19 protein-coding genes are annotated in these 19,712 nt (G+C 48.3%); 5 read left to right on the top strand and 14 right to left on the bottom strand.

The features are described from left to right. Window positions 1-212 precede the first annotated feature (212 nt). From xdhA to guaD, 4 genes are all read left to right on the top strand, one after another. Window positions 213-1,658, top strand: coding sequence for a xanthine dehydrogenase small subunit (gene xdhA / locus RH46_RS15050; protein ID WP_006880361.1), 1,446 nt, complete (start codon window positions 213-215; stop codon window positions 1,656-1,658). Continuing rightward, window positions 1,651-4,041, top strand: coding sequence for a xanthine dehydrogenase molybdopterin binding subunit (xdhB, locus tag RH46_RS15045; protein ID WP_006880360.1), 2,391 nt, complete (start codon window positions 1,651-1,653; stop codon window positions 4,039-4,041). Before xdhA ends, xdhB begins: the two co-directional genes overlap by 8 nt. Before the next feature lie 86 nt (window positions 4,042-4,127). After that, window positions 4,128-4,979 (top strand): xanthine dehydrogenase accessory protein XdhC, encoded by an 852-nt coding sequence (xdhC, locus tag RH46_RS15040; RefSeq protein ID WP_006880359.1) that lies wholly within the window; start codon window positions 4,128-4,130, stop codon window positions 4,977-4,979. A 39-nt stretch (window positions 4,980-5,018) separates the two neighbouring features. After that, window positions 5,019-6,356 carry a guanine deaminase gene (gene guaD / locus RH46_RS15035; RefSeq protein WP_006880358.1) on the top strand — a complete coding sequence of 446 codons (1,338 nt, stop codon included), beginning with the start codon at window positions 5,019-5,021 and terminating at the stop codon, window positions 6,354-6,356. A 154-nt stretch (window positions 6,357-6,510) separates the two neighbouring features. On the opposite strand, the gene RH46_RS15030 is transcribed toward guaD, so the two are convergent. Both RH46_RS15030 and RH46_RS15025 read right to left on the bottom strand, forming a co-directional pair. Continuing rightward, entirely contained in the window at window positions 6,511-7,239 is a 729-nt protein-coding gene (locus RH46_RS15030; protein WP_006880357.1) for a transporter substrate-binding domain-containing protein, read from the bottom strand. Between the two features lie 22 nt (window positions 7,240-7,261). Continuing rightward, a complete protein-coding gene (locus RH46_RS15025) occupies window positions 7,262-8,794 on the bottom strand; it encodes a methyl-accepting chemotaxis protein (protein WP_006880356.1) in 1,533 nt (510 codons plus the stop codon). Between the two features lie 304 nt (window positions 8,795-9,098). Between RH46_RS15025 and RH46_RS15020 the strand changes: the two genes are divergently transcribed. Next, window positions 9,099-10,478: a uracil-xanthine permease family protein gene (locus tag RH46_RS15020; protein ID WP_006880355.1), complete on the top strand. Its 1,380-nt coding sequence runs from the start codon at window positions 9,099-9,101 to the stop codon at window positions 10,476-10,478. A gap of 65 nt (window positions 10,479-10,543) precedes the next feature. Here RH46_RS15020 and RH46_RS15015 read toward each other — a convergent pair whose 3' ends face one another. From RH46_RS15015 to urtC, 12 genes are all read right to left on the bottom strand, one after another. Next, window positions 10,544-11,017 carry a hypothetical protein gene (locus RH46_RS15015; RefSeq protein ID WP_006880354.1) on the bottom strand — a complete coding sequence of 158 codons (474 nt, stop codon included), beginning with the start codon at window positions 11,015-11,017 and terminating at the stop codon, window positions 10,544-10,546. A gap of 149 nt (window positions 11,018-11,166) precedes the next feature. Continuing rightward, window positions 11,167-11,787, bottom strand: coding sequence for an urease accessory protein UreG (gene ureG / locus RH46_RS15010; RefSeq protein ID WP_006880353.1), 621 nt, complete (start codon window positions 11,785-11,787; stop codon window positions 11,167-11,169). A gap of 39 nt (window positions 11,788-11,826) precedes the next feature. After that, on the bottom strand, window positions 11,827-12,510 hold the full coding sequence (locus RH46_RS15005; protein ID WP_006880352.1) for an urease accessory protein UreF: 684 nt from the start codon (window positions 12,508-12,510) through the stop codon (window positions 11,827-11,829). A 15-nt stretch (window positions 12,511-12,525) separates the two neighbouring features. Continuing rightward, entirely contained in the window at window positions 12,526-13,092 is a 567-nt protein-coding gene (locus RH46_RS15000) for a HupE/UreJ family protein (protein ID WP_006880351.1), read from the bottom strand. A 35-nt stretch (window positions 13,093-13,127) separates the two neighbouring features. Next, window positions 13,128-13,580, bottom strand: coding sequence for an urease accessory protein UreE (gene ureE, locus RH46_RS14995; protein ID WP_006880350.1), 453 nt, complete (start codon window positions 13,578-13,580; stop codon window positions 13,128-13,130). Window positions 13,581-13,616: 36 nt separating this feature from the next. Further along, window positions 13,617-15,320 (bottom strand): urease subunit alpha, encoded by a 1,704-nt coding sequence (gene ureC / locus RH46_RS14990; RefSeq protein WP_006880349.1) that lies wholly within the window; start codon window positions 15,318-15,320, stop codon window positions 13,617-13,619. A 27-nt stretch (window positions 15,321-15,347) separates the two neighbouring features. Continuing rightward, complete coding sequence (locus RH46_RS14985; RefSeq protein WP_006880348.1) at window positions 15,348-15,686, bottom strand: urease subunit beta; 339 nt, start codon at window positions 15,684-15,686, stop codon at window positions 15,348-15,350. A gap of 9 nt (window positions 15,687-15,695) precedes the next feature. Further along, window positions 15,696-15,998, bottom strand: coding sequence for an urease subunit gamma (gene ureA / locus RH46_RS14980; RefSeq protein ID WP_006880347.1), 303 nt, complete (start codon window positions 15,996-15,998; stop codon window positions 15,696-15,698). An 82-nt stretch (window positions 15,999-16,080) separates the two neighbouring features. Further along, the gene (locus tag RH46_RS14975) at window positions 16,081-16,989 is read right to left on the bottom strand and encodes an urease accessory protein UreD (RefSeq protein ID WP_006880346.1); all 909 of its coding nucleotides are present in this window, start codon (window positions 16,987-16,989) and stop codon (window positions 16,081-16,083) included. Further along, window positions 16,986-17,681, bottom strand: a complete 696-nt coding sequence (gene urtE, locus RH46_RS14970) for an urea ABC transporter ATP-binding subunit UrtE (RefSeq protein WP_006880345.1) — start codon at window positions 17,679-17,681, stop codon at window positions 16,986-16,988. The genes RH46_RS14975 and urtE overlap by 4 nt, the downstream gene beginning before the upstream one ends. 1 nt (window position 17,682) lies before the next feature. Next, a complete protein-coding gene (gene urtD, locus RH46_RS14965; protein ID WP_006880344.1) occupies window positions 17,683-18,534 on the bottom strand; it encodes an urea ABC transporter ATP-binding protein UrtD in 852 nt (283 codons plus the stop codon). Further along, window positions 18,531-19,703: an urea ABC transporter permease subunit UrtC gene (urtC, locus tag RH46_RS14960; RefSeq protein WP_006880343.1), complete on the bottom strand. Its 1,173-nt coding sequence runs from the start codon at window positions 19,701-19,703 to the stop codon at window positions 18,531-18,533. The genes urtD and urtC overlap by 4 nt, the downstream gene beginning before the upstream one ends. Window positions 19,704-19,712 lie beyond the last annotated feature (9 nt).

Raw genomic sequence — 19,712 nt, 5'->3', positions numbered from 1 at the left:
ACGCTAAGATTTTTGACATAAAAACAAAGCCAATCAATTTTAATATCAAACACTTACATTAATCACACCCTCCATAGATGTGAATTAACACGCTGATTCTTGTTGCGTTTTTGTAAAAATAAAGTTGACCTTCCAGTCAAATTATCCAATTATTGACCCAAAGGTCAGAAAATAAACATCGGAACAATAGTGTCAATGCACAAGGAGGTCTCTTGATTACTTTCCTACTCAATCAAGAACTCAGACAAGAAAGTGAGCTGTCACCTAATATGACAGTACTCCAGTACCTGAGAACACAAGTACAAAAAACAGGGACGAAAGAAGGATGTGGCTCGGGTGACTGTGGTGCCTGTACCGTGGTACTTGGTGAAGTAGTTGAAGGAAAGCTTCAATACCGCTCTGTTAACTCTTGTTTGACGTTCGTATCTAGCCTTCACGGTAAGCAGCTAATTACTGTCGAAGATCTACAAAACAAAGACAAACTGCACCCAACTCAGCAGGCAATGGTTGAATTCCATGGCTCACAATGTGGCTACTGTACACCTGGCTTTATCATGTCAATGTTCGCGCTAAGCAAAAACAAGCCAGCAGCGAATAAAGAAGACGTGATGGAGTCTCTTGCAGGTAACCTGTGTCGTTGTACTGGTTATCGTCCAATTGTTGATGCCGCTCTGTCGTTGGCTTCCAATGAGCCGCTAATGGATCAATTTGTCGAGCTAGAGAAAACGACCGTTGCCAGACTACAAACTCTTGCTGAACAACCAGCAAGCCTGAGTCACGGTAACCTAACCGCCTACCTTCCTCGCAGCATTGACGAGCTGGCTGACATTTACGCCGCAAACCCGAAAGCGAAACTGGTTGCAGGTGGTACCGACTTAGCTCTTGAAGTAACTCAATTCCACCGTGAAATCGAAACTCTGATCAACGTAAACCTTGTCGAAGACATGAAGGTATGTGAAGAGAGTGAAGACGCGCTTCACATCGGCGCTAACGTAGCCATCAGCGATGCCTACCAATTGCTTACCGGTCACTACGCAGACTTTGGCGAACTGCTGCACCGTTTCGCTTCACTGCAGGTTCGTAACCAAGGTACGTTAGGCGGTAACATTGGTAACGCTTCGCCAATCGGTGACGCGCCTCCACTACTGATTGCCCTTAATGCTCAGGTGAAACTACGTCGCGGTAAGCAGAGCCGAGTTCTGCCAATCGAAGATTACTTCATTAGTTACAAAGTCACTGCTCAACAAGAGAGTGAATTTATCGAGCAAGTCATCATTCCAAAACCAAAAACGAATGAAACCTTCCGCGCTTATAAGCTTTCAAAACGCCTAGACGATGATATTTCAGCGGTGTGTGGTGCTTTCAATATTCAGATTGAAGACAACAAAGTGATTGGCGCACGCATTGCCTTCGGTGGCATGGCAGCAACACCAAAGCGTGCGACACGCTGTGAAAATGCTCTGCTTGGTAAAGAGTGGAATCAGGCCAACATTGATGAAGCAATGAAAGAGATCCATAACGACTTTGAGCCACTGTCTGATTTCCGCGCCAGTAAAGAGTATCGCTCATTGACGGCTGCAAACATGCTGCGTCGATTCTTCATTGAGCAAAATATTCACAACAACCAGATTGAAACAAGGGTAACGTCTTATGTCTAACGCACATCATCAGACCATGACTCATGAAGAGATGGTCGCCATCGTAAAACAGGATCTGAAAACTGGCGTTGGTAAAAGCGTAAAACACGACAGCGCCCCAAAACAGGTAACTGGTGAAGCCGTCTATATCGACGACCGCCTGGAATTCCCTAACCAACTCCATGTCTACGCACGACTAAGTACTCATGCCCATGCGAAGATCACTCACATTGATGTTTCGCCATGTTATGAATTTGAAGGTGTAGCTATTGCTATCACACATGAAGATGTTCCGGGTCAATTAGATATCGGCGCGATTCTTCCTGGTGATCCACTGTTAGCAGACGGCCTAGTTCAATACTACGGTCAGCCTGTACTGGCAGTCGCTGCAGACGACATGGAAACCGCACGTAAAGCGGCGTTGGCAGCAATCGTGGAATACGAAGCACTGCCACCTGTGCTTGACGTTAAGGAAGCTCTGGAGAAAGAGCTATTTGTCACTGAAAGCCACCAGCAAAAACGCGGTGACTCAGCGGCAGCTCTAGCGCAGGCAAAACACATTATCGAAGGTGATCTGGAGATCGGCGGTCAGGAACACTTCTATCTGGAGACTCAGGTAAGTAGCGTAATGCCAACCGAAGATGGTGGCATGATTGTCTACACCTCGACTCAGAACCCGACCGAAGTACAGAAGCTGGTCGCTGAAGTACTTGGCGTACCAATGCACAAAATTGTGATTGATATGCGCCGTATGGGTGGTGGTTTTGGTGGTAAAGAGACGCAAGCAGCAGCGCCGGCATGTATGGCGGCAGTGATTGCTCATCTAACTAAGCGCCCGACCAAAATGCGTCTGCCACGCGCAGAAGATATGACCATGACAGGTAAGCGTCATCCGTTCTACAACCAGTACAAAATTGGTTTTGATGACGACGGCGTGATTCAGGGTTCAGAAATCATTGTGGCAGGTAACTGTGGTTACTCCCCTGACTTATCAAGCTCGATTGTTGACCGCGCTATGTTCCACTCGGACAACGCCTACTATCTGGGTGATGCGACAGTGACAGGCCACCGCTGTAAGACCAACACAGCATCAAACACCGCATATCGTGGATTTGGTGGCCCGCAAGGCATGATGACCATTGAGCACATCATGGATGAAATTGCCCGTTACCTTGGCAAAGATCCACTCGAAGTACGTAAAGCGAATTACTATGGTGGTGAAGGACGTGACGTCACTCACTACTACCAAACGGTTGAAGATAACTTCTTGCCAGAGATCACCGAACAGCTTGAGCAAAGCAGTGACTATCACGCTCGTCGTAAAGCCATTGCAGAGTTCAACAAGCAGAGCCCGATCCTGAAAAAAGGGTTGGCAATCACTCCGGTGAAATTTGGTATTTCCTTCACAGCGACTTTCCTAAATCAGGCCGGCGCGCTCATTCACATCTACACCGATGGCAGTATTCATTTGAACCACGGTGGTACTGAGATGGGTCAAGGCTTGAATATCAAAGTGGCACAAATTGTTGCACAGGAGTTCCAAGTTGATGTTGAACGTATCCAGATCACCGCTACCAATACCGACAAAGTACCGAACACATCGCCGACCGCCGCCTCATCGGGCACCGACCTCAACGGTAAGGCAGCCCAGAACGCCGCACTGACCATCAAGCAACGCTTAATCGACTTCGCTTCAAGTCACTTCAAAGTGTCCCCTGAAGAGGTGGTGTTTAAGAATGGCATGATCCAGATCCGCGATGAAATCATGACTTTTGAATCCTTTGTCCAGCTTGCCTACTTCAATCAGGTCTCGCTCTCAAGCACAGGGTTCTACCGCACGCCGAAGATCTACTACGATCATGAGAAGGCACGGGGTCGTCCGTTCTACTACTACGCGTATGGTGCATCGTGTTCAGAAGTTATCGTCGATACCTTAACTGGTGAATACAAAATCCTGCGTGCTGACATTCTTCACGATGTCGGTGCCTCACTCAACCCGGCCATTGATATCGGCCAGATTGAAGGTGGCTTCCTGCAAGGTGTCGGCTGGCTAACAACGGAAGAGCTAGTTTGGAATGAGCAAGGACGTCTGATGACCAACGGTCCGGCAAGTTACAAGATCCCTGCGATTGCTGACATGCCAATTGAGTTCCACACCCATCTGCTGGAAAACAGAGCCAACCCAGAAGATACCGTGTTTAACTCGAAAGCCGTTGGTGAACCACCGTTTATGCTTGGTATGTCAGTTTGGAGCGCTCTGAAAGACGCGATTGCTTCAGTCGCAGTAGAAGGCGCGATTCCGAAACTCGATACCCCTGCAACGCCTGAGCGTGTATTGATGGCGATTCAGAAAGTAACTGAACCACAAGCGCAATCAGCACAGCAAAGTGCTCAACAGGCTTAACAGAGTACGCAGGACACTCCCGGCACCAAGTGTCTGGGGGTGAGCAACAAATTTGAGCGTCAGCTCAACCGTTCAAGGAGAGACGTATGTTTAAGGACAATTGGATTCATGAACTGGCACAACTAGAAAAAAACAGCGAACCTTGCGTAATGGTAACTGTATTGGAAGACCGTGGCTCAGTGCCAAGGGATGCAGGGACTAAAATGCTGGTAACCCGAGATAAACTTATCGCCACTATTGGCGGTGGTCACTTAGAGCACGTCGCCACCAAAATGGCGCGCGAAATGCTGATCTCTGGTGAACGCTCACTAAAAGTAGAACGCTTTAACCTCGGTGCTCGCTTAGGTCAGTGTTGCGGCGGAATGGCAACCCTGAGCTTTGAACCCATAGGCACCGCGCAAAAGCATCTGGTTGTGTTCGGTGCTGGTCATGTTGCCAAAGCCCTTTTACATATCGTCTCCACTCTTCCATTTCGTGTCACTTGGATTGATGAACGCGACGATGTTTTCCCAGAGGAGCTCCCTCGTGGCGTCACTAAGCTAGTTACTGATGATCCGGTGGCTGAAGTTCGCGATTTACCACCGAACAGCTACTACCTGGTCATGACGCACAATCATCAGCTCGACTTTGATCTGGCGCGAGCGATTATCGACCGAGATGACAGTGTTTACTTCGGTATGATTGGCTCACTAACTAAACGCAAGAAGTTCGACATGCGATTAGCTCAACGCGGTTACAGTGACAGCCAAATCAACACCATGATCTGCCCTATTGGCGTCAGCATGGTCAGTGGTAAGCATCCGGCAGAAATTGCAGTCTCGGTCGCGGGTGAATTAATTGCTCACTATCAAGGGATTCCTCTTGAAGAAAAGCGCCCGACCAGCCACAGTAAAGAAGTACAACTGAGCGATTCGACACTGGAAGAGAAAATCGCCTAACCCATAAGCCGTTTCACTTGGGTTTAAAAGGAAGTAAAAATGACAACGCAACGTAACGCTTATCGTGCAGCTATTTTGCACAGTATCGCTGATCCGAAAGATGTCGGACTGGACAACTCCTATCAATTCTTCGATGACGGAATGATCGTGGTCGAAGAGGGTCATATCGTCGATATTGGTGAGACCGAAGAGGTTCTTGCCCGACAGCCAAAAGACCTGAACATTACCGAATATGAAGATAAACTCATTACTTCAGGTTTCATCGACACTCATATTCACTACCCTCAAACAGGTATGATCGCTTCATATGGTGAACAGCTGCTCGACTGGCTGGAGAACTACACCTTCCCTGAAGAACGTCGCTTCAAAAACCCAGTTTACGCACACAAAGTCGCCAAGCTGTTTTTCGATGAGCTTGCCAGCAACGGTACCACCACAGCTTTAGTATTCGGCACGGTACATAAGGAGTCTGTCGACGTATTTTTCGAAGAGGCAGAGCGCCGTAATCTACGTATGATTGCGGGTAAAGTACTGATGGATCGCAATGCGCCAGACTATCTGACAGATACTCCGGAATCCGGCTATCAGGCTTCAAAGGAGCTAATAGAAAAGTGGCATAACCGTGGACGCCTGCTTTACGCTGTGACCCCTCGATTTGCACCAACCAGTACCCCTGAGCAACTCGCTACCGTTGGCAAACTGCTAGAAGAGTACCCAGACGTTTACATGCACACCCATCTTTCTGAGAATAAGAAGGAGATTGAGTGGGTGCTGGATCTTTTCCCTGAACGAGACTCTTACTTAGATGTTTACGACCACTACGGTCTACTGCATAAACGTTCGGTATTTGCTCACGGTATTCACCTTTCCGACTGTGAATGTCAACGTCTGGCCGATACAGAGTCAGCCATTGCATTTTGTCCAACCTCTAACCTGTTCTTAGGTTCCGGTCTGTTTAAGCTGCCTAAACTTGAAGAACATGGTGTCAGAGTAGGTATGGGGACAGATGTCGGAGCGGGTACCAGTTTTTCCATCCTGCAAACCATGAGCGAAGCCTACAAGATCATGCAGCTTCAACAAGAGAAACTTCACCCTCTTAAGTCACTGTTCCTGGCAACATTAGGCGGTGCTCGTTCGCTGCACCTTGAAGATAAGATCGGTAACCTTGAAGTGGGTAAAGAAGCGGACTTTGTGGTACTGGATCTGCACGCTACTCAGCTAATGCGCTTCAGAATGAATCAGGCAACGACGCTCGAAGAGAAGCTGTTTGTCCTCATGAGCCTTGGTGATGACCGTACTGTATGCGAAACCTTCATCTACGGTGAAAAAGCCTACGATGCAAAAGGCCAACTCGAAGCAAAGAAGTTGGCTAGCTGAGCGCTAGCCTTCAAACCTTAATCTGTTCCTTCCTGTGAAAGCAGTATTCGGCAACGAAGCTCTTTCACAACGTTCCGACTACATTTTGTCTGGAGCATTTATTGGGCCGAATGACCAGACATTCGGCCCTTTATTTTTCTCGCGTGATACGTCTCTACTGGATACCGTATTTAGCTAAGATTTTATCAAAGGTGCCGTTAGCTTTAATTTCAGCCAAACCTTTATTGAACGCTTCGATGTACTGACCATTGTTCGGGTTCGCCAATCCGGAAGTCACATGCAATGGATTGACAGACAGAGCGTTAGCGGTAAATTCAAAGTCGGCGACATTCATACCCGCACCGGAAAGAGTCGACTTAGCCACCAACTCATCTTCAAGAGTCAAATCAATCCGCTTCGCCATCAGTTTCTTAGCATTTGCCACCAAATCATTCGCCTCTGGCTTCTTAAAGTTGGTCGCCTTTAAGAATTCATCACCATAACCATAGTTACGGATGATACCGACAGTTTTGCCTGACAGGCTATCCATACCGTTATATTCGAAGCCATCTCCCTTACGTTTTATAAACTTGAGCGAGTTCTCCAGGTAAGGTTCACTGTATTTGAGAAAAGCAGTTCGTTCACTGGTAAACCAGGTCGCTACCAATACATCCACTTTTCCTGACTTAACTTCATTTAGCGCACGTGTCCACGGCATGATTTTAAAATCGACGCTATGTCCTTGGGTCTTAAACGCTTCAGTGATGATTTCCACCGACACACCCGGGTTGGCGTTATCTTTCTGTACAAACGGCGCCCAAGGGTCTTGCGCGGCAGTGATGGTAGCGGCTTGCACGACAAAAGAAAAAAGTGCGCTCACCGTGAGTAGTAGAAGATTCCTCATAATATTTCCTCTGTTTAATAGGTTAAGTACGGAACTTAGCCATGTGATTGGCAATACTTTGGCTGAGACTCAATACTTCTTCCGTTCGTTTTGCATTCTTGGTCGCACCAGATGAAACATCGTTCGTTGCTTCAGAAGCTTCAACAATGGCTTGGCTGATCTCCTCAACTGCCATTCGTTGTTCATCGGTTGCTTGTGAAATCTGGCCACTTCGGTCGGAAATTATCGTTATTAGGCTTTGTACCTCGCTAACCGAACTCTGAGATTCACTCACTCTCGTCGCGGTCGATTCTAGCAAGGTAGCAATTCGTGTCAGTTCGTCTTCTACCGACTTAGTTGCCGAATCTAAGGCAACAATGTTTTTCTGAATTTGCTCTGTCGATTCGCTGGTTTTAACTGCCAGATTACGAACTTCGTCAGCAACCACAGCAAAACCCCGACCCTGTTCACCAGCCCTTGCTGCCTCAATTGCAGCGTTAAGTGCTAGCAGGTTGGTTTGCTCAGAAATGTCATTAATCACATTCAATGAAGTCGTGATCTTCTGACCTTCATCGATGAGGATGTGCATCTCCTCATTCACATGCTCCATCTCTTCACGCATGTTGATGATATCTGTGGCCGAGTTTTCAATTGCCTGGCTGACATTTGAAGTCAGTGACGTCGCGGTCTGAGCCTGACCAGCGGTTTCAGAAGCAGTGTCGGCAACGGTCGAGACTGATTGATTGAGCTCGGTCGCGGCGGCAGCAACGGTCGTGAGTTGATGCTTCTGCATCTCAAGCTTTTCTGCATTGGTTCGCGCAGTCGCCCCATTGGCTTGGGCTTTCTCTCCTAGTGCTTCAGACGATGAATTTACATCCTGCACTATCTGTCGCAGCGACTCAGTAAAGCTGTTGATGCCTTCGGTAATATCTGCGAATTCACGGTATTTGGCTGGCGCGAGTTTGTTGGTCAAGTCACCATCACCCGATGCCAGATCCTTAATGACGTCGGTTAACTGAGCAATCGGTCGAATAACAGTCATTGCCAGTACCGACACGATGACAATGGAAATGATAATGTCGAGTACGATCAACTCTATAATGCTGGTTCTTAATGAGGACGCAAGTTTGGCGTCCAAAGCGTGGGTATCAAAATAGACCACCACCTTACCGACAGAGTTTTCCTCTCCATATTCAATAAATGTCAAATCTGCACTATTGCTGTTGGCTACATCGAACTGGTCTTTGTTAGCGTCAACGGTTTCTCTCTCCTCTCCGCTCCCTTGCTGAGTAAGGAACAATAAATCATTACCTTCGTTATCAATCAGTTGAATCGCGGAGATTTCAGGTAAGTTCAACTCTGCAGACATCGACACCCTGGCTGAGTCTAAATCGAAATCCCATACTGACTTGGGTAAGCTAATCATCATTCGCTGGGTAGTGTTCTCCACCGAATATTCTAACTCTTGATGCAGGTTATCCTTAAAACTCTGATATTTGATAAATGCCGAAACAAGCAAAACAAGGGTCAGAGCGATGATCACCTGAACTAGAAATACAACCTTTAACCTTTTCAAAACTGATCCCTTGAGTAATTGAGACAGATACATAAAAAGTAGTAACTGATTAATCAATAATCAAACAAAGCTATTAATGTGATGAGAATCTCAGTAAGTAATCATTATGTTGAAGCTAATTAAGTCGTGCTGGCATTGCACCATGCTTGACTGACACTGACTCGTATTAGTGCAGTTGTGTACCTATCTATAGCCCAACAAAAACATAACTCTATGTATTTGAACAACTTAAATACTTGGCTCATTGATTGCTTTATACAAACAGAAAATCTTGTATACAAAAATGAGTACAAAGGGAAAAGTAATGAAGCAAGGAAATCACAGCGACCTGATCTATCAACTCGATGATCGCCCGGCACCAAAATCCGCTATCTGGGCGGCATTTCAACACGTATTAGCCAGTTTTGTTGGCATCGTTACTCCAACACTGATCATCGGCTCTGCGCTAGGGTTGGCGGCTCACTTGCCTTACCTTATCAGTATGGCTTTGATGGTATCCGGTGTGGGTACCTTTATTCAGGCTCGACGAGTCGGCCCCATAGGCGCAGGTCTGATTTGTGTCCAGGGAACCAGTTTTGCCTTTTTAGGATCTATCCTTGCTGGCGGCTTTATGGTTAAAGGTCGGGGAGGCAGCCCTGAGGAGATTTTGGCGGTTATCTTTGGTGTCTGTTTTGTCGGAGCTTTCATCGAAATTTTTCTATCCCAGTTGATCGACAAGCTAAAAAAAGTCATCACACCCGTAGTAACAGGAGTTGTGATCACTACCATTGGTATTTATCTGATTAAAGTCGGCATGACAGACTTAGCAGGTGGTTTCAACGCTCCGGATTTTGCCAGCCCTGATAACTTGCTGCTCGGCGGCTTCGTGCTAACAACCATTGTGGTGATGAACTTAAGTTCCAGCTCTGTGGTTCGACTAAGTTCGATTCTTGTCGGACTCGTAATGGGCTGGATTGTGGCCGCGATAATGGGCAAAGTTTCACTGGATGGCATCGTTAATCAACCGATGGTAAGTGTCCCTGTTCCATTTAAATACGGTTTTGGTTTCGACTGGGAGGTCTTCCTGCCGATCGCTTTCATCTACCTGATTACTGCCATTGAATCTACAGGGGATATCACTGCAAACTGCCTATTTTCAAATCAGAAGGTCACTGGTCAAAGCTATCTTAAACGCCTTAAAGCGGGTGTCCTTGGTGATGGCGTTAACTCTCTGATTGCAGCCACATTTAATACCTTCCCTAATACCACCTTCAGCCAAAATAACGGCGTGATCCACCTCACCGGGATCGCCAGCCGTTATGTCGGTTACTACATCGCACTGATCCTGTTCGTTCTCGGCATGTTTCCTGTGTTAGGTTCGCTGTTGATGACCATTCCTAAGCCTGTGCTAGGTGGTGCTACCCTGGTGATGTTCGGCACCGTTGCGGCAGCCGGTATTAAAATCATCGCCAGCGACACGCTCGACCGACAAAAAATCATGACTATCGCCCTTTCACTGGGTCTTGGCTTAGGTGTCATGCTGGTGCCGGAACTTTTAAGTCAAACGCCTAAACTGGTTCAGAGTATTCTCGGCTCTCCTGTGACCATGGCTGGCGTAACCGCGTTGACCATCACCTCTATTCTGGCGTTCTTACCGAGTAAACAAACCGAAACCGCGAGCGAATTAGCAAGCGCAGAAAGCTAGTCTAAGCGCCACAACTAAAAAGCCCCGACACAGTCTGTCGGGGCTTTGTTATCAAGTACGCCGTGTTACTTAGCCCACCAGCCAAGGCGTGCTATGGCGGTAGAACACCAGTAAAATTCCAGGGTTCGGTTATCAGTACCTATCTTAGCCGTCGGCCCTTGAGGACCTTCCGTAATCGTGTTCAGTGCCTCTTTCAAGGTAGCCAGAGTGTAACTAAAGGTGCCAACTCCATGCTGAATGCTTGGGCTCACTTTACTTTTGTTGACCTTATCAAAAAACGGGTCATTGGTACTGTAGAGTACCTGTCCATCACCCACATAGTATGAATGCGGAGTATAAGTCGGATAGCCCGTAGGGTTGACGACGGTTAATACCCCCGGCGCCAGTGTATCTAAATCATTCGGGTGAACGCGTTCCATCTTGCCAATCAAAAGGCTCCAGAACTGCTTGCTCTCTTTAACACTCGGTGTTTTATCTTTGCTCTCAACCGGGAAGCAGCGAGTAAATGCAAAATCGTGACACACTCCATTAATCGGCATCTTGTTGTTCTCCTTGTATTTATCTGGTCAATGTATCGTTAACAATTGGCTTATTCAAATTCAAAGTAACTGGTAAAACCAATCCTGTCGGAGCAGCACACACAAAAAAAGCACCTCGATAAGGTGCCTTTTCACACTGTCTGTAGATGCTACTTCATGGTTAACATGCCCTGAGTAACAATAAAGTCGATGATGGTTTCCAACCCCTTACTCTCTTTTAGGTTAGTGAACACGAAAGGCTTGGTCGGACGCATTCGCTGAGTATCCTGTTCCATCACTTCCAGTGAGGCTCCAACATAAGGAGCGAGGTCAATTTTGTTAATGATCAATAAATCGGAACGAGTAATTCCCGGTCCTCCTTTGCGAGGGATTTTCTCCCCCTCTGCCACGTCAATAACGTAGATTGTCAGGTCTGCCAGTTCAGGACTAAAGGTTGCACTGAGGTTATCGCCACCACTTTCAACGAACACCACATCCAGATTCTTGTGTCGCTTTGCCAGTTCTTCGACTGCGGCGAGGTTCATCGAAGCATCTTCACGAATCGCTGTGTGAGGACAGCCACCGGTTTCGACACCTATAATTCGGTCAGGCTCTAATGCTTCAGCACGAGTCAGAATCTTCGCGTCTTCCTGGGTGTAAATATCATTGGTTACGACAGCAATATTGAGTCTGTCACGTATCGCTTTACATAACACCTCTAACAGAGCCGTTTTACCAGAACCTACCGGGCCGCCGATACCGACTCTTAATGGTTGTTTGTAACTTTCCATAGTCTAATCCTTAATAATCCTTGTCATCTTGTCCCTACACTATGAGCGGAACAGACGTGTGTACTGTGTTTCGTGAAGGCTGCTGGCAATTGAAATAGATGGGGTGAAGCTGCCAATCATCCACGCTTCGGTTTGGCCGGCTAGGTTCAGCGCCTGAGGGAAACTCTCACTAATGCTCAATAGCGCCCTTTGGCCATCTGTTTGGCCTAAAGGCACCAGTTTTACCCCAGCCATCACTAAGTTTTCCGCCCAACTCCATAGGTAGCCTTGCTTAAGTGCCTGCGGAGAAATCTGCCAGTGTTTAGCCGCTATGCATAAGCCCAGTAGCTGATTCATCTCGATTTCAGGCTCATCAAAGCTAGCGTGGTCGATACCGAGCTGTTTAAGTAGCGTCGCCAGAGCTAAACCTCGCTGACTCTCTTCTGCTCTTAATTCTTTGGTCTCTCGGCTGCTGTATAACAGCTGACTGTATTCAATCAGTGCCGTACGATCATCGTTTTGCAGAGCGTGACAAAACTTATCAATCACAGGCAGTTCTAACGTCGCGACACTGTTAAACAGCATGTTGCCAAGCCAGTCCTGCATTGACTGTCTGTTCGTTACCCAGCCTGCTTCAACCGCCCACTCCAGGCCTTGCGAGTAAGTAAATCCGCCAATCGGTAACGAGGGACTAATCAGCTGAAATAATCGGTATACACTGAGAGCGTCGTCTTGTTGTTCCATAAGCAAAACGACGGCTTAAATGAGCACTAAAGCACTAACTGACGCAACACCCACCGAGAGCCAAGGGCTTGATAGTGCACGGCCGAACTGAACACCTAACATCATCAGAGCAGCAGCACTTAATGTCATTCCTGCTGCAAATGTCGAGATTGCTCCCTGTGCTTCCACACCATGCGCATAGCCATGGAAAAAGACCAGACCAACACACAGAGTCACAGCTAAACGCATCATGTCTTTAGAAGCATGAAACGCTTGCCAGATGGCACCACTGACGACAAATAGTGATGCGCCAATTGCCAGTTCGACGCCATTGAAAATTCCGAATAACTGACCTGCGGCTAGTCCGGCCAGCAAAGAGACCAGTGCACTGCCCATCAGTGCCGCCTTGCGTTTGAAGCTGGTATTGAGACATGCGATTAAGATACCAAATGCAATCAACATGATGAGATGATCAAAGCCAGTAACCGGGTGAGTAAGCCCGGCAGAAAAAGAACTCGTTTCATGGCCGGGGTGCGCAAAAGCCGGCAATGAAGCAAAAGTAAGAGACGTCGCAGCAAAAAATGAAAACAATGACTTTTTCATAATAACTTCCTTGTAGTGATAACTTATGTTTGTAATTAGTGATGGTGGTGATGACCACCTGAGCGGCCACCATAAGCGCCGCTTTCAGGTTCAAACGAGGCTTGTTCGGTCGTCACCTTAGCGCCAAGCCCTTCGACCATTTCATCCAGAACATGGTCATGTTGATAACGTACCCAGCCAAACTCGACCTGAAGAGGAACATGTCGGTTACCCAGATGGTAAGCAACACGGGTAAGAAGGTGCAGATCGCTGCAATAAACGGTAGAGACTTGCTCCGGTGCGGCTTTTACTTCAATGATGAGCCCACACTGGCTTTTCAGCTGCTCTCCGCCACGTAGAATATGTCCGCGAGGTAGAAACAGTCCGGCCTCTCGCCCATCATCCAGCTCGACTTTAAGTCGACTTTTAATTCGGCTATCTATCGGCAAGCTAAGAAAAGCGTCCGGTTTTATTGCAATTTCGCGGCTGATTTCGGTCAGTTCAATCATGGCATTTCCTTATTCATTGTGAGTGCCAAAGCGCAGTTAAAACAGAAAGTAACGTTGTGCCATGGGCAGCACTTCTGCTGGCTCACAAACCAGAAGCTCTCCATCGGCACGAACCTGATAAGTTTGCGAATCCACTTCGATATTTGGCTGCCAGTCGTTCAGCTTCATGTCAGCCTTACTGATGTCACGGCAGTGGCTGACTACCCCTATCCGGCTTCCCAGACCCAGTTCACTGGCAATTCCTGCCTGTTCTGCAGCTTGGGAGACAAACAGCATTGAGGTGCTCTGAGTGGCTTTGCCATAGCTGCCAAACATGCTGCGGTAATGCACGGGTTGAGGCGTAGGAATTGAGGCATTCGGGTCCCCCATTGGTGCCATAGCGATCATGCCACCTTTGATGATCACGCTTGGTTTGACGCCGAAGAAAGCCGGCTTCCACAACACCAGATCAGCCAGTTTTCCTGTTTCTATAGAGCCTATTTCATGTGCCATTCCGTGAGTGATCGCCGGGTTTATAGTGTATTTGGCGATATAGCGTTTGAGTCGGAAGTTATCACTATAGGATGAGTCTTGTGCGAGACTACCGCGTTGCACTTTCATCTTGTGCGCAGTCTGCCAGGTACGAGTGATCACTTCCCCAACTCGCCCCATAGCCTGAGAATCAGAGGCAATCATCGAGAAAGCCCCCAAATCATGCAGAATGTCTTCCGCAGCAATGGTTTCGCGTCGAATACGGGATTCGGCGAAAGCGACATCTTCAGCAATTGAGGGAGATAAGTGGTGACACACCATTAGCATATCGAGATGTTCATCGACCGTATTAACCGTGTAAGGTCTTGTCGGATTGGTTGAAGAAGGTAACACGTTCGATTCGCCTGCCGCCCTGATGATATCCGGGGCGTGTCCGCCACCCGCACCCTCAGTGTGGTAGGTGTGAATCACCCGATCACCAATCGCACCCAGTGTCGACTCAACAAAGCCCGACTCATTAAGCGTGTCAGTGTGGATAGCTACCTGCACATCCATCTCATCGGCCACCGACAGGCAGGTATCAATTGAAGCTGGTGTCGTCCCCCAGTCTTCATGCAGCTTCAAGCCAACCGCTCCAGCGCTCACCTGCTCACGCAGAGCTTGTGGCTGACTGGCATTACCTTTACCCAGCAAACCAAAGTTCATTGGAAACTGATCCAGAGACTCCAACATACGGTGCATGTTCCACGGCCCCGGTGTACATGTGGTGGCGTTGGTTCCGGTATTTGGTCCAGTGCCACCACCAATCATTGTGGTGACGCCCGAAGCGAGTGCTTCTTCAATCTGCTGCGGACAGATAAAGTGGATATGGGAATCGATTCCACCAGCAGTAAGAATCGAGCCTTCTCCTGCCAAGACTTCTGTACCCGGGCCGATCACTATAGTGACATCCGGTTGTACATCTGGATTTCCCGCCTTACCAATCGCCTGAATACGACCTTCTTTGACCGCCACATCAGCTTTGACGATTCCCCAGTAATCCAACACAATCGCATTGGTGATCACTAAGTCTGGTGTCTCTGCACTCGGACGCTGGCTTTGCCCCATGCCATCACGAATCACCTTACCGCCGCCAAACTTCACTTCATCGCCATAGACGGTGAAATCCTTCTCTACTTCGAGCCATAAATCAGTGTCCGCCAGACGCACACGGTCACCCACAGTTGGCCCAAACATTTCGGCATATGCCAGTCTGGAAATGCTTGCCATTACCTATCCTTGTATTTTGTTTGAGTGCTAGGCGAGTTTGCCCATGACTTTGCCCTGAAATCCGTACACTTCGCGTTTTCCTGCGTACTCTACTAATTCAACGCTACGAGACTGTCCGGGCTCAAAGCGAGTCGCGGTTCCGGCAGGAATATTGAGCCGATAGCCGATGCAAAGCTGGCGCTCAAACAGGAGTGATGGATTAACTTCGTAGAAATGATAATGGGAGCCAATCTGAACAGGTCGGTCGCCAACATTTTCTACTGAGATTTCGAGGGTCTTGCGGCCTGTGTTAAGTTCAATTTCACCAGCTGCGGTTTCGATTTGTCCCGGCGCAAAGCCGCTATGGTTGCTTGTCGTTGCTGCCATAATGCCCCCCTACACAATCGGTTCATGAACGGTAACGAGCTTCGTGCCGTCAGGGAATGTCGCTTCAACCTGCACATCTGGAATCATTGACGCAACCCCTTCCATCACATCATCAATGCTAAGAAGAGTGCGGCCATAATCCATTAGCTGCGCGACGCTTTTTCCTTCCCGGGCACCTTCCAGAATCGCGCTACTGATATAAGCGACAGATTCTGGGTAATTGAGCTTAAGCCCTCGCTCTTTGCGTTGCTGCGCCAGCATGCCAGCGCAGAAGATCAACAGCTTGTCCTTTTCTCTTGGTGTAAGTTCCATAGTTTCCCTTGTACTAATCCCACTGATAGCGAAATCGGGTAAATATGGAGCGATATGCGAAACCTCTATGACACCGGGCTGACTAGGTCGCCCAAATCCTTGGCGGTTGAGGTAACTCTGTGGTCCAGTATTGGCGAGCTTGCTGCCAAACCCGCTGAAAGCAGGCTAAGATCACTTCACTCCATTGACCCAATGCTCTCACTACAACGAGTTGTTCTACCTGCGTCGCAGCGATCACCAGCTTATCTGTGCCAATGTCATCTCTTATGCTAATGAGCAAGCTCTGTACCAATTGAAAAAATTCCTCGTTTTGCGCCGAAATATACAAGGTTCCCGCAACAGGAAAATCCAGTAAGCCATTGTGAAACATAAGATTATCGCCACCACGAATATTTAACCCCTCGGTCAATATTTTCTTTCCGTCGTAGTAAATCTCTGTTTTTCCGACTAAATGTCCTGATGAAAATCCCTCATTTAGTGCAGGACGACCAAAACAGTGCATCTCCCAGCCCAAAAACAGGGCACCGTTTTCTAAGTGGATTTGAGTATCAAGCCGGGCATGAGCATCAGGAAAGAAGATGTTCTCCTGCGGTAACCACTCCAACAATCCTCCTCGCGCCACTTCCAGTATTTGTCTCTGATGGGCGTATCGTTGCTCCGATCGATAGAACTTGGTCGCTCCCGGTGTGGTGACCAATGAGTGAGCCCCCGATTCGACCCTGGCATGAATGTTCAGTGTATCCCCGCCAACTACACCTCCCGGGGGGTGGAGCAAGTAGGTATGGCAGGTCTTCCCTTCAGGATAGAGGGGTCGTTGAATTGCCAGTGGGCCCTTCTGCTGGCGCTCTTTAATCACGGTTTTATCACCACGATCGGTAAAGCGTAATTTGAGTTTTGCCTTCCAGCCCAGAGCCGTATCAGACGCGATGGTTTTACCTAATGACTGAGCGTTATTGCCTGGTTCAAATGCTACTGCCGGGTCACAAATCATACTGTGAGATACTCCTTTATCAGTTCTTCCTTGAGTTGATCCATTGGTCCCTCTGCAACTCTCCTGCCACGATCCAAGATACAGAACTGATCGCCCACTTTTCTTGCAAACGGCAGCTTCTGCTCCACCAGCAAAACGGTCAGGCCCATTTTCTCGTTTAACATCCGTATGATGTCGCCAATCTCCTGAACAATATTGGGTTGAATGCCTTCGGTTGGCTCGTCCAGAATCAGTAGACTAGGGTTAACAACTAAAGCGCGGGCGATAGCAAGTTGTTGCTGCTGACCTCCAGACAAGTCCCCGCCACGACGTTGACGCATCTCATCCAGGACTGGAAATAGGTCAAAGATGAAGGCCGGAATCTGTCGATCCCCTTTTGCACGGATCGGCAGACCTATCTGCATGTTCTCTTCCACCGTCAGCATTGGGAAAATCTGACGTCCCTGCGGAACATAACCTATCCCCATTCTTGGACGTGACTCAGCATCACGAGCCACGATTGACTCACCTTCAAGCTGAATATCACCACTCTTGACCTTAACCAGCCCCATGATGCACTGCAGTAAAGTGGTTTTGCCCACACCGTTTCTGCCCATCAGCACTGTGCATTTCCCTTTAGCGACCTCCATGTCGAGATCCCAAAGTGTGTGGCTCTCGCCATAATATTGATTGAGTCCTGAAATGGTTAACATGCTATTCCCCTAGATACACTTGCTTAACTTGTTGATGCGCCTGAACCTGATCCATGCTCCCTTCTGCTAATACATGGCCCTGATGAAGAACCGTGACATGGCTGGCAATGGAGCGCACAAAATCCATATCGTGCTCAACCACCACCACCGAGTGCTTACCAGCCAGCGAATTAAGCAACTCGGAGGTACGATCCATCTCCTGATGAGTCATGCCTGCCACAGGTTCATCGATAAGCAGCAGCTTGGGGTTTTGCATCAGTAACATACCTATCTCAAGCCACTGTTTCTGACCATGGGACAAATTACCCGCCAGCATACGAGCATGGTCCTGAAGGTGAATTAGGCTCAGAACCGACTCAAGCTTGTCAATCTGCTCACCCGTTAAGCTGGCGATATACGTTCCCCATACTGAGCGGACACCTGACATCGCCAGTTCAAGGTTCTGCCACACGCTAAGGCATTCAATAACGGTAGGTTTCTGGAACTTTCGTCCGACGCCTGCATTGGCAATTTGAGCCTCATTCATTTTGAGTAAGTTAAGATTTGAACCGAGCCAGACAGAGCCGCTATCCGGTTTGGTTTTACCGGTAATGATGTCCATCATGGTGGTCTTACCCGCCCCATTAGGCCCTATAATGCAGCGCAACTCTCCCTCGCGGATATAGAGATTGAGATCATTGATCGCCTTAAAGCCATCAAAGCTTTTATTCACTCCTTCAACATAGAGCAGTATGTTGTGGCGGGTATCGATAAGCGGATGTTGTTCCGCTTTGAGAAATGAAAACACCTCATCGCGTCGGGTGATTTCCGCTACGGACTGTTTCAGTTGCATCGCACGGTTGAATCCTGTCATACCAGTGCCTCCTTCTCTTGCTGCTCCTTATGTGTAACTTTGTTTCTGCTCAACAATCGGGATTTGTCACTAACGAACCCAATGATGCCTTTCGGGAAATACATGGTTGAGAGCACAAACAGACCACCTAAAGCGAACAGCCACACTTCGGGAAATTCGACCGTAAACCAGCTTTTGGCGTAGTTGATCACCAGTGCGCCAACAATGGCACCAAATAAGGTTGCACGACCGCCCAGTGCCACCCAGACAACGATTTCAATTGAGTTAAGCGGCGCAAATTCACCCGGATTGATAATGCCGACCTGAGGTACATACAGAGCACCAGCAACACCCGCGATAACCGCAGACAGGACAAATACCCACAACTTAATCCCGTCGACGTCATACCCCATAAATCGGGTGCGAGACTCTGTATCTCGGATCGCCAGAGAGACACGTCCTAGCCGGCTCGACACCACACTGCGGCACAATAAATAACTGAAGATAAGCGCAATACCCGTCGCAACGAATAACGCAATACGCGTACTGTCCTGCTGCAAGCTATAGCCGAGAATATCTTTAAAGTCGGTCAGGCCGTTATTGCCACCAAAGCCCATTTCGTTGCGAAAGAACGCCAACATCAGAGCATAGGTCAGCGCCTGAGTGATGATAGAGAGGTAGACCCCTGAGACCCTTGAACGGAATGCAAGATAACCAAAGACATACGCCAGAGCGCCTGGTACCAACACCACCATTAATGCAGCAAACCAGAACTGGTCAAACCCTAGCCAGAACCAGGGTAACTCCTGCCAATTGAGGAAAACCATAAAGTCAGGCAGCACTGGATTACCATATACCCCGCGGTCGCCGATCTGACGCATCAGGTACATCCCCATCGCATAACCGCCCAACGCGAAAAATGCGCCATGACCCAGACTCAGAATGCCCAGATAACCCCATACCAGATCGACCGCCAGAGCAAGCATTGCGTAGCTAAGGTACTTACCGAGCAGCGAAATCGTAAAAGTCTCAACATGCAGTGGATGCCCGGCTGGCAGCTGAGTGTTAGCCAATGGGATAAGTATTATCGCGGCTAACACAGCCAGTAGGGTCAGTTGCCCCCCTTTGTCACCAGCCATTGCAGAAAGCACAAATGAGCGAGGTCGGGTTGTATTTACTGTTTGATGCATAACCTCTCC

It is taken from the genome of Vibrio brasiliensis LMG 20546 (assembly GCF_000189255.1).
In the GTDB taxonomy this organism is placed as follows: domain Bacteria; phylum Pseudomonadota; class Gammaproteobacteria; order Enterobacterales; family Vibrionaceae; genus Vibrio; species Vibrio brasiliensis.
The sequence above is the reverse complement of the archived record's forward strand: the minus strand, read 5'-3'. Positions and strand labels throughout refer to the sequence as shown.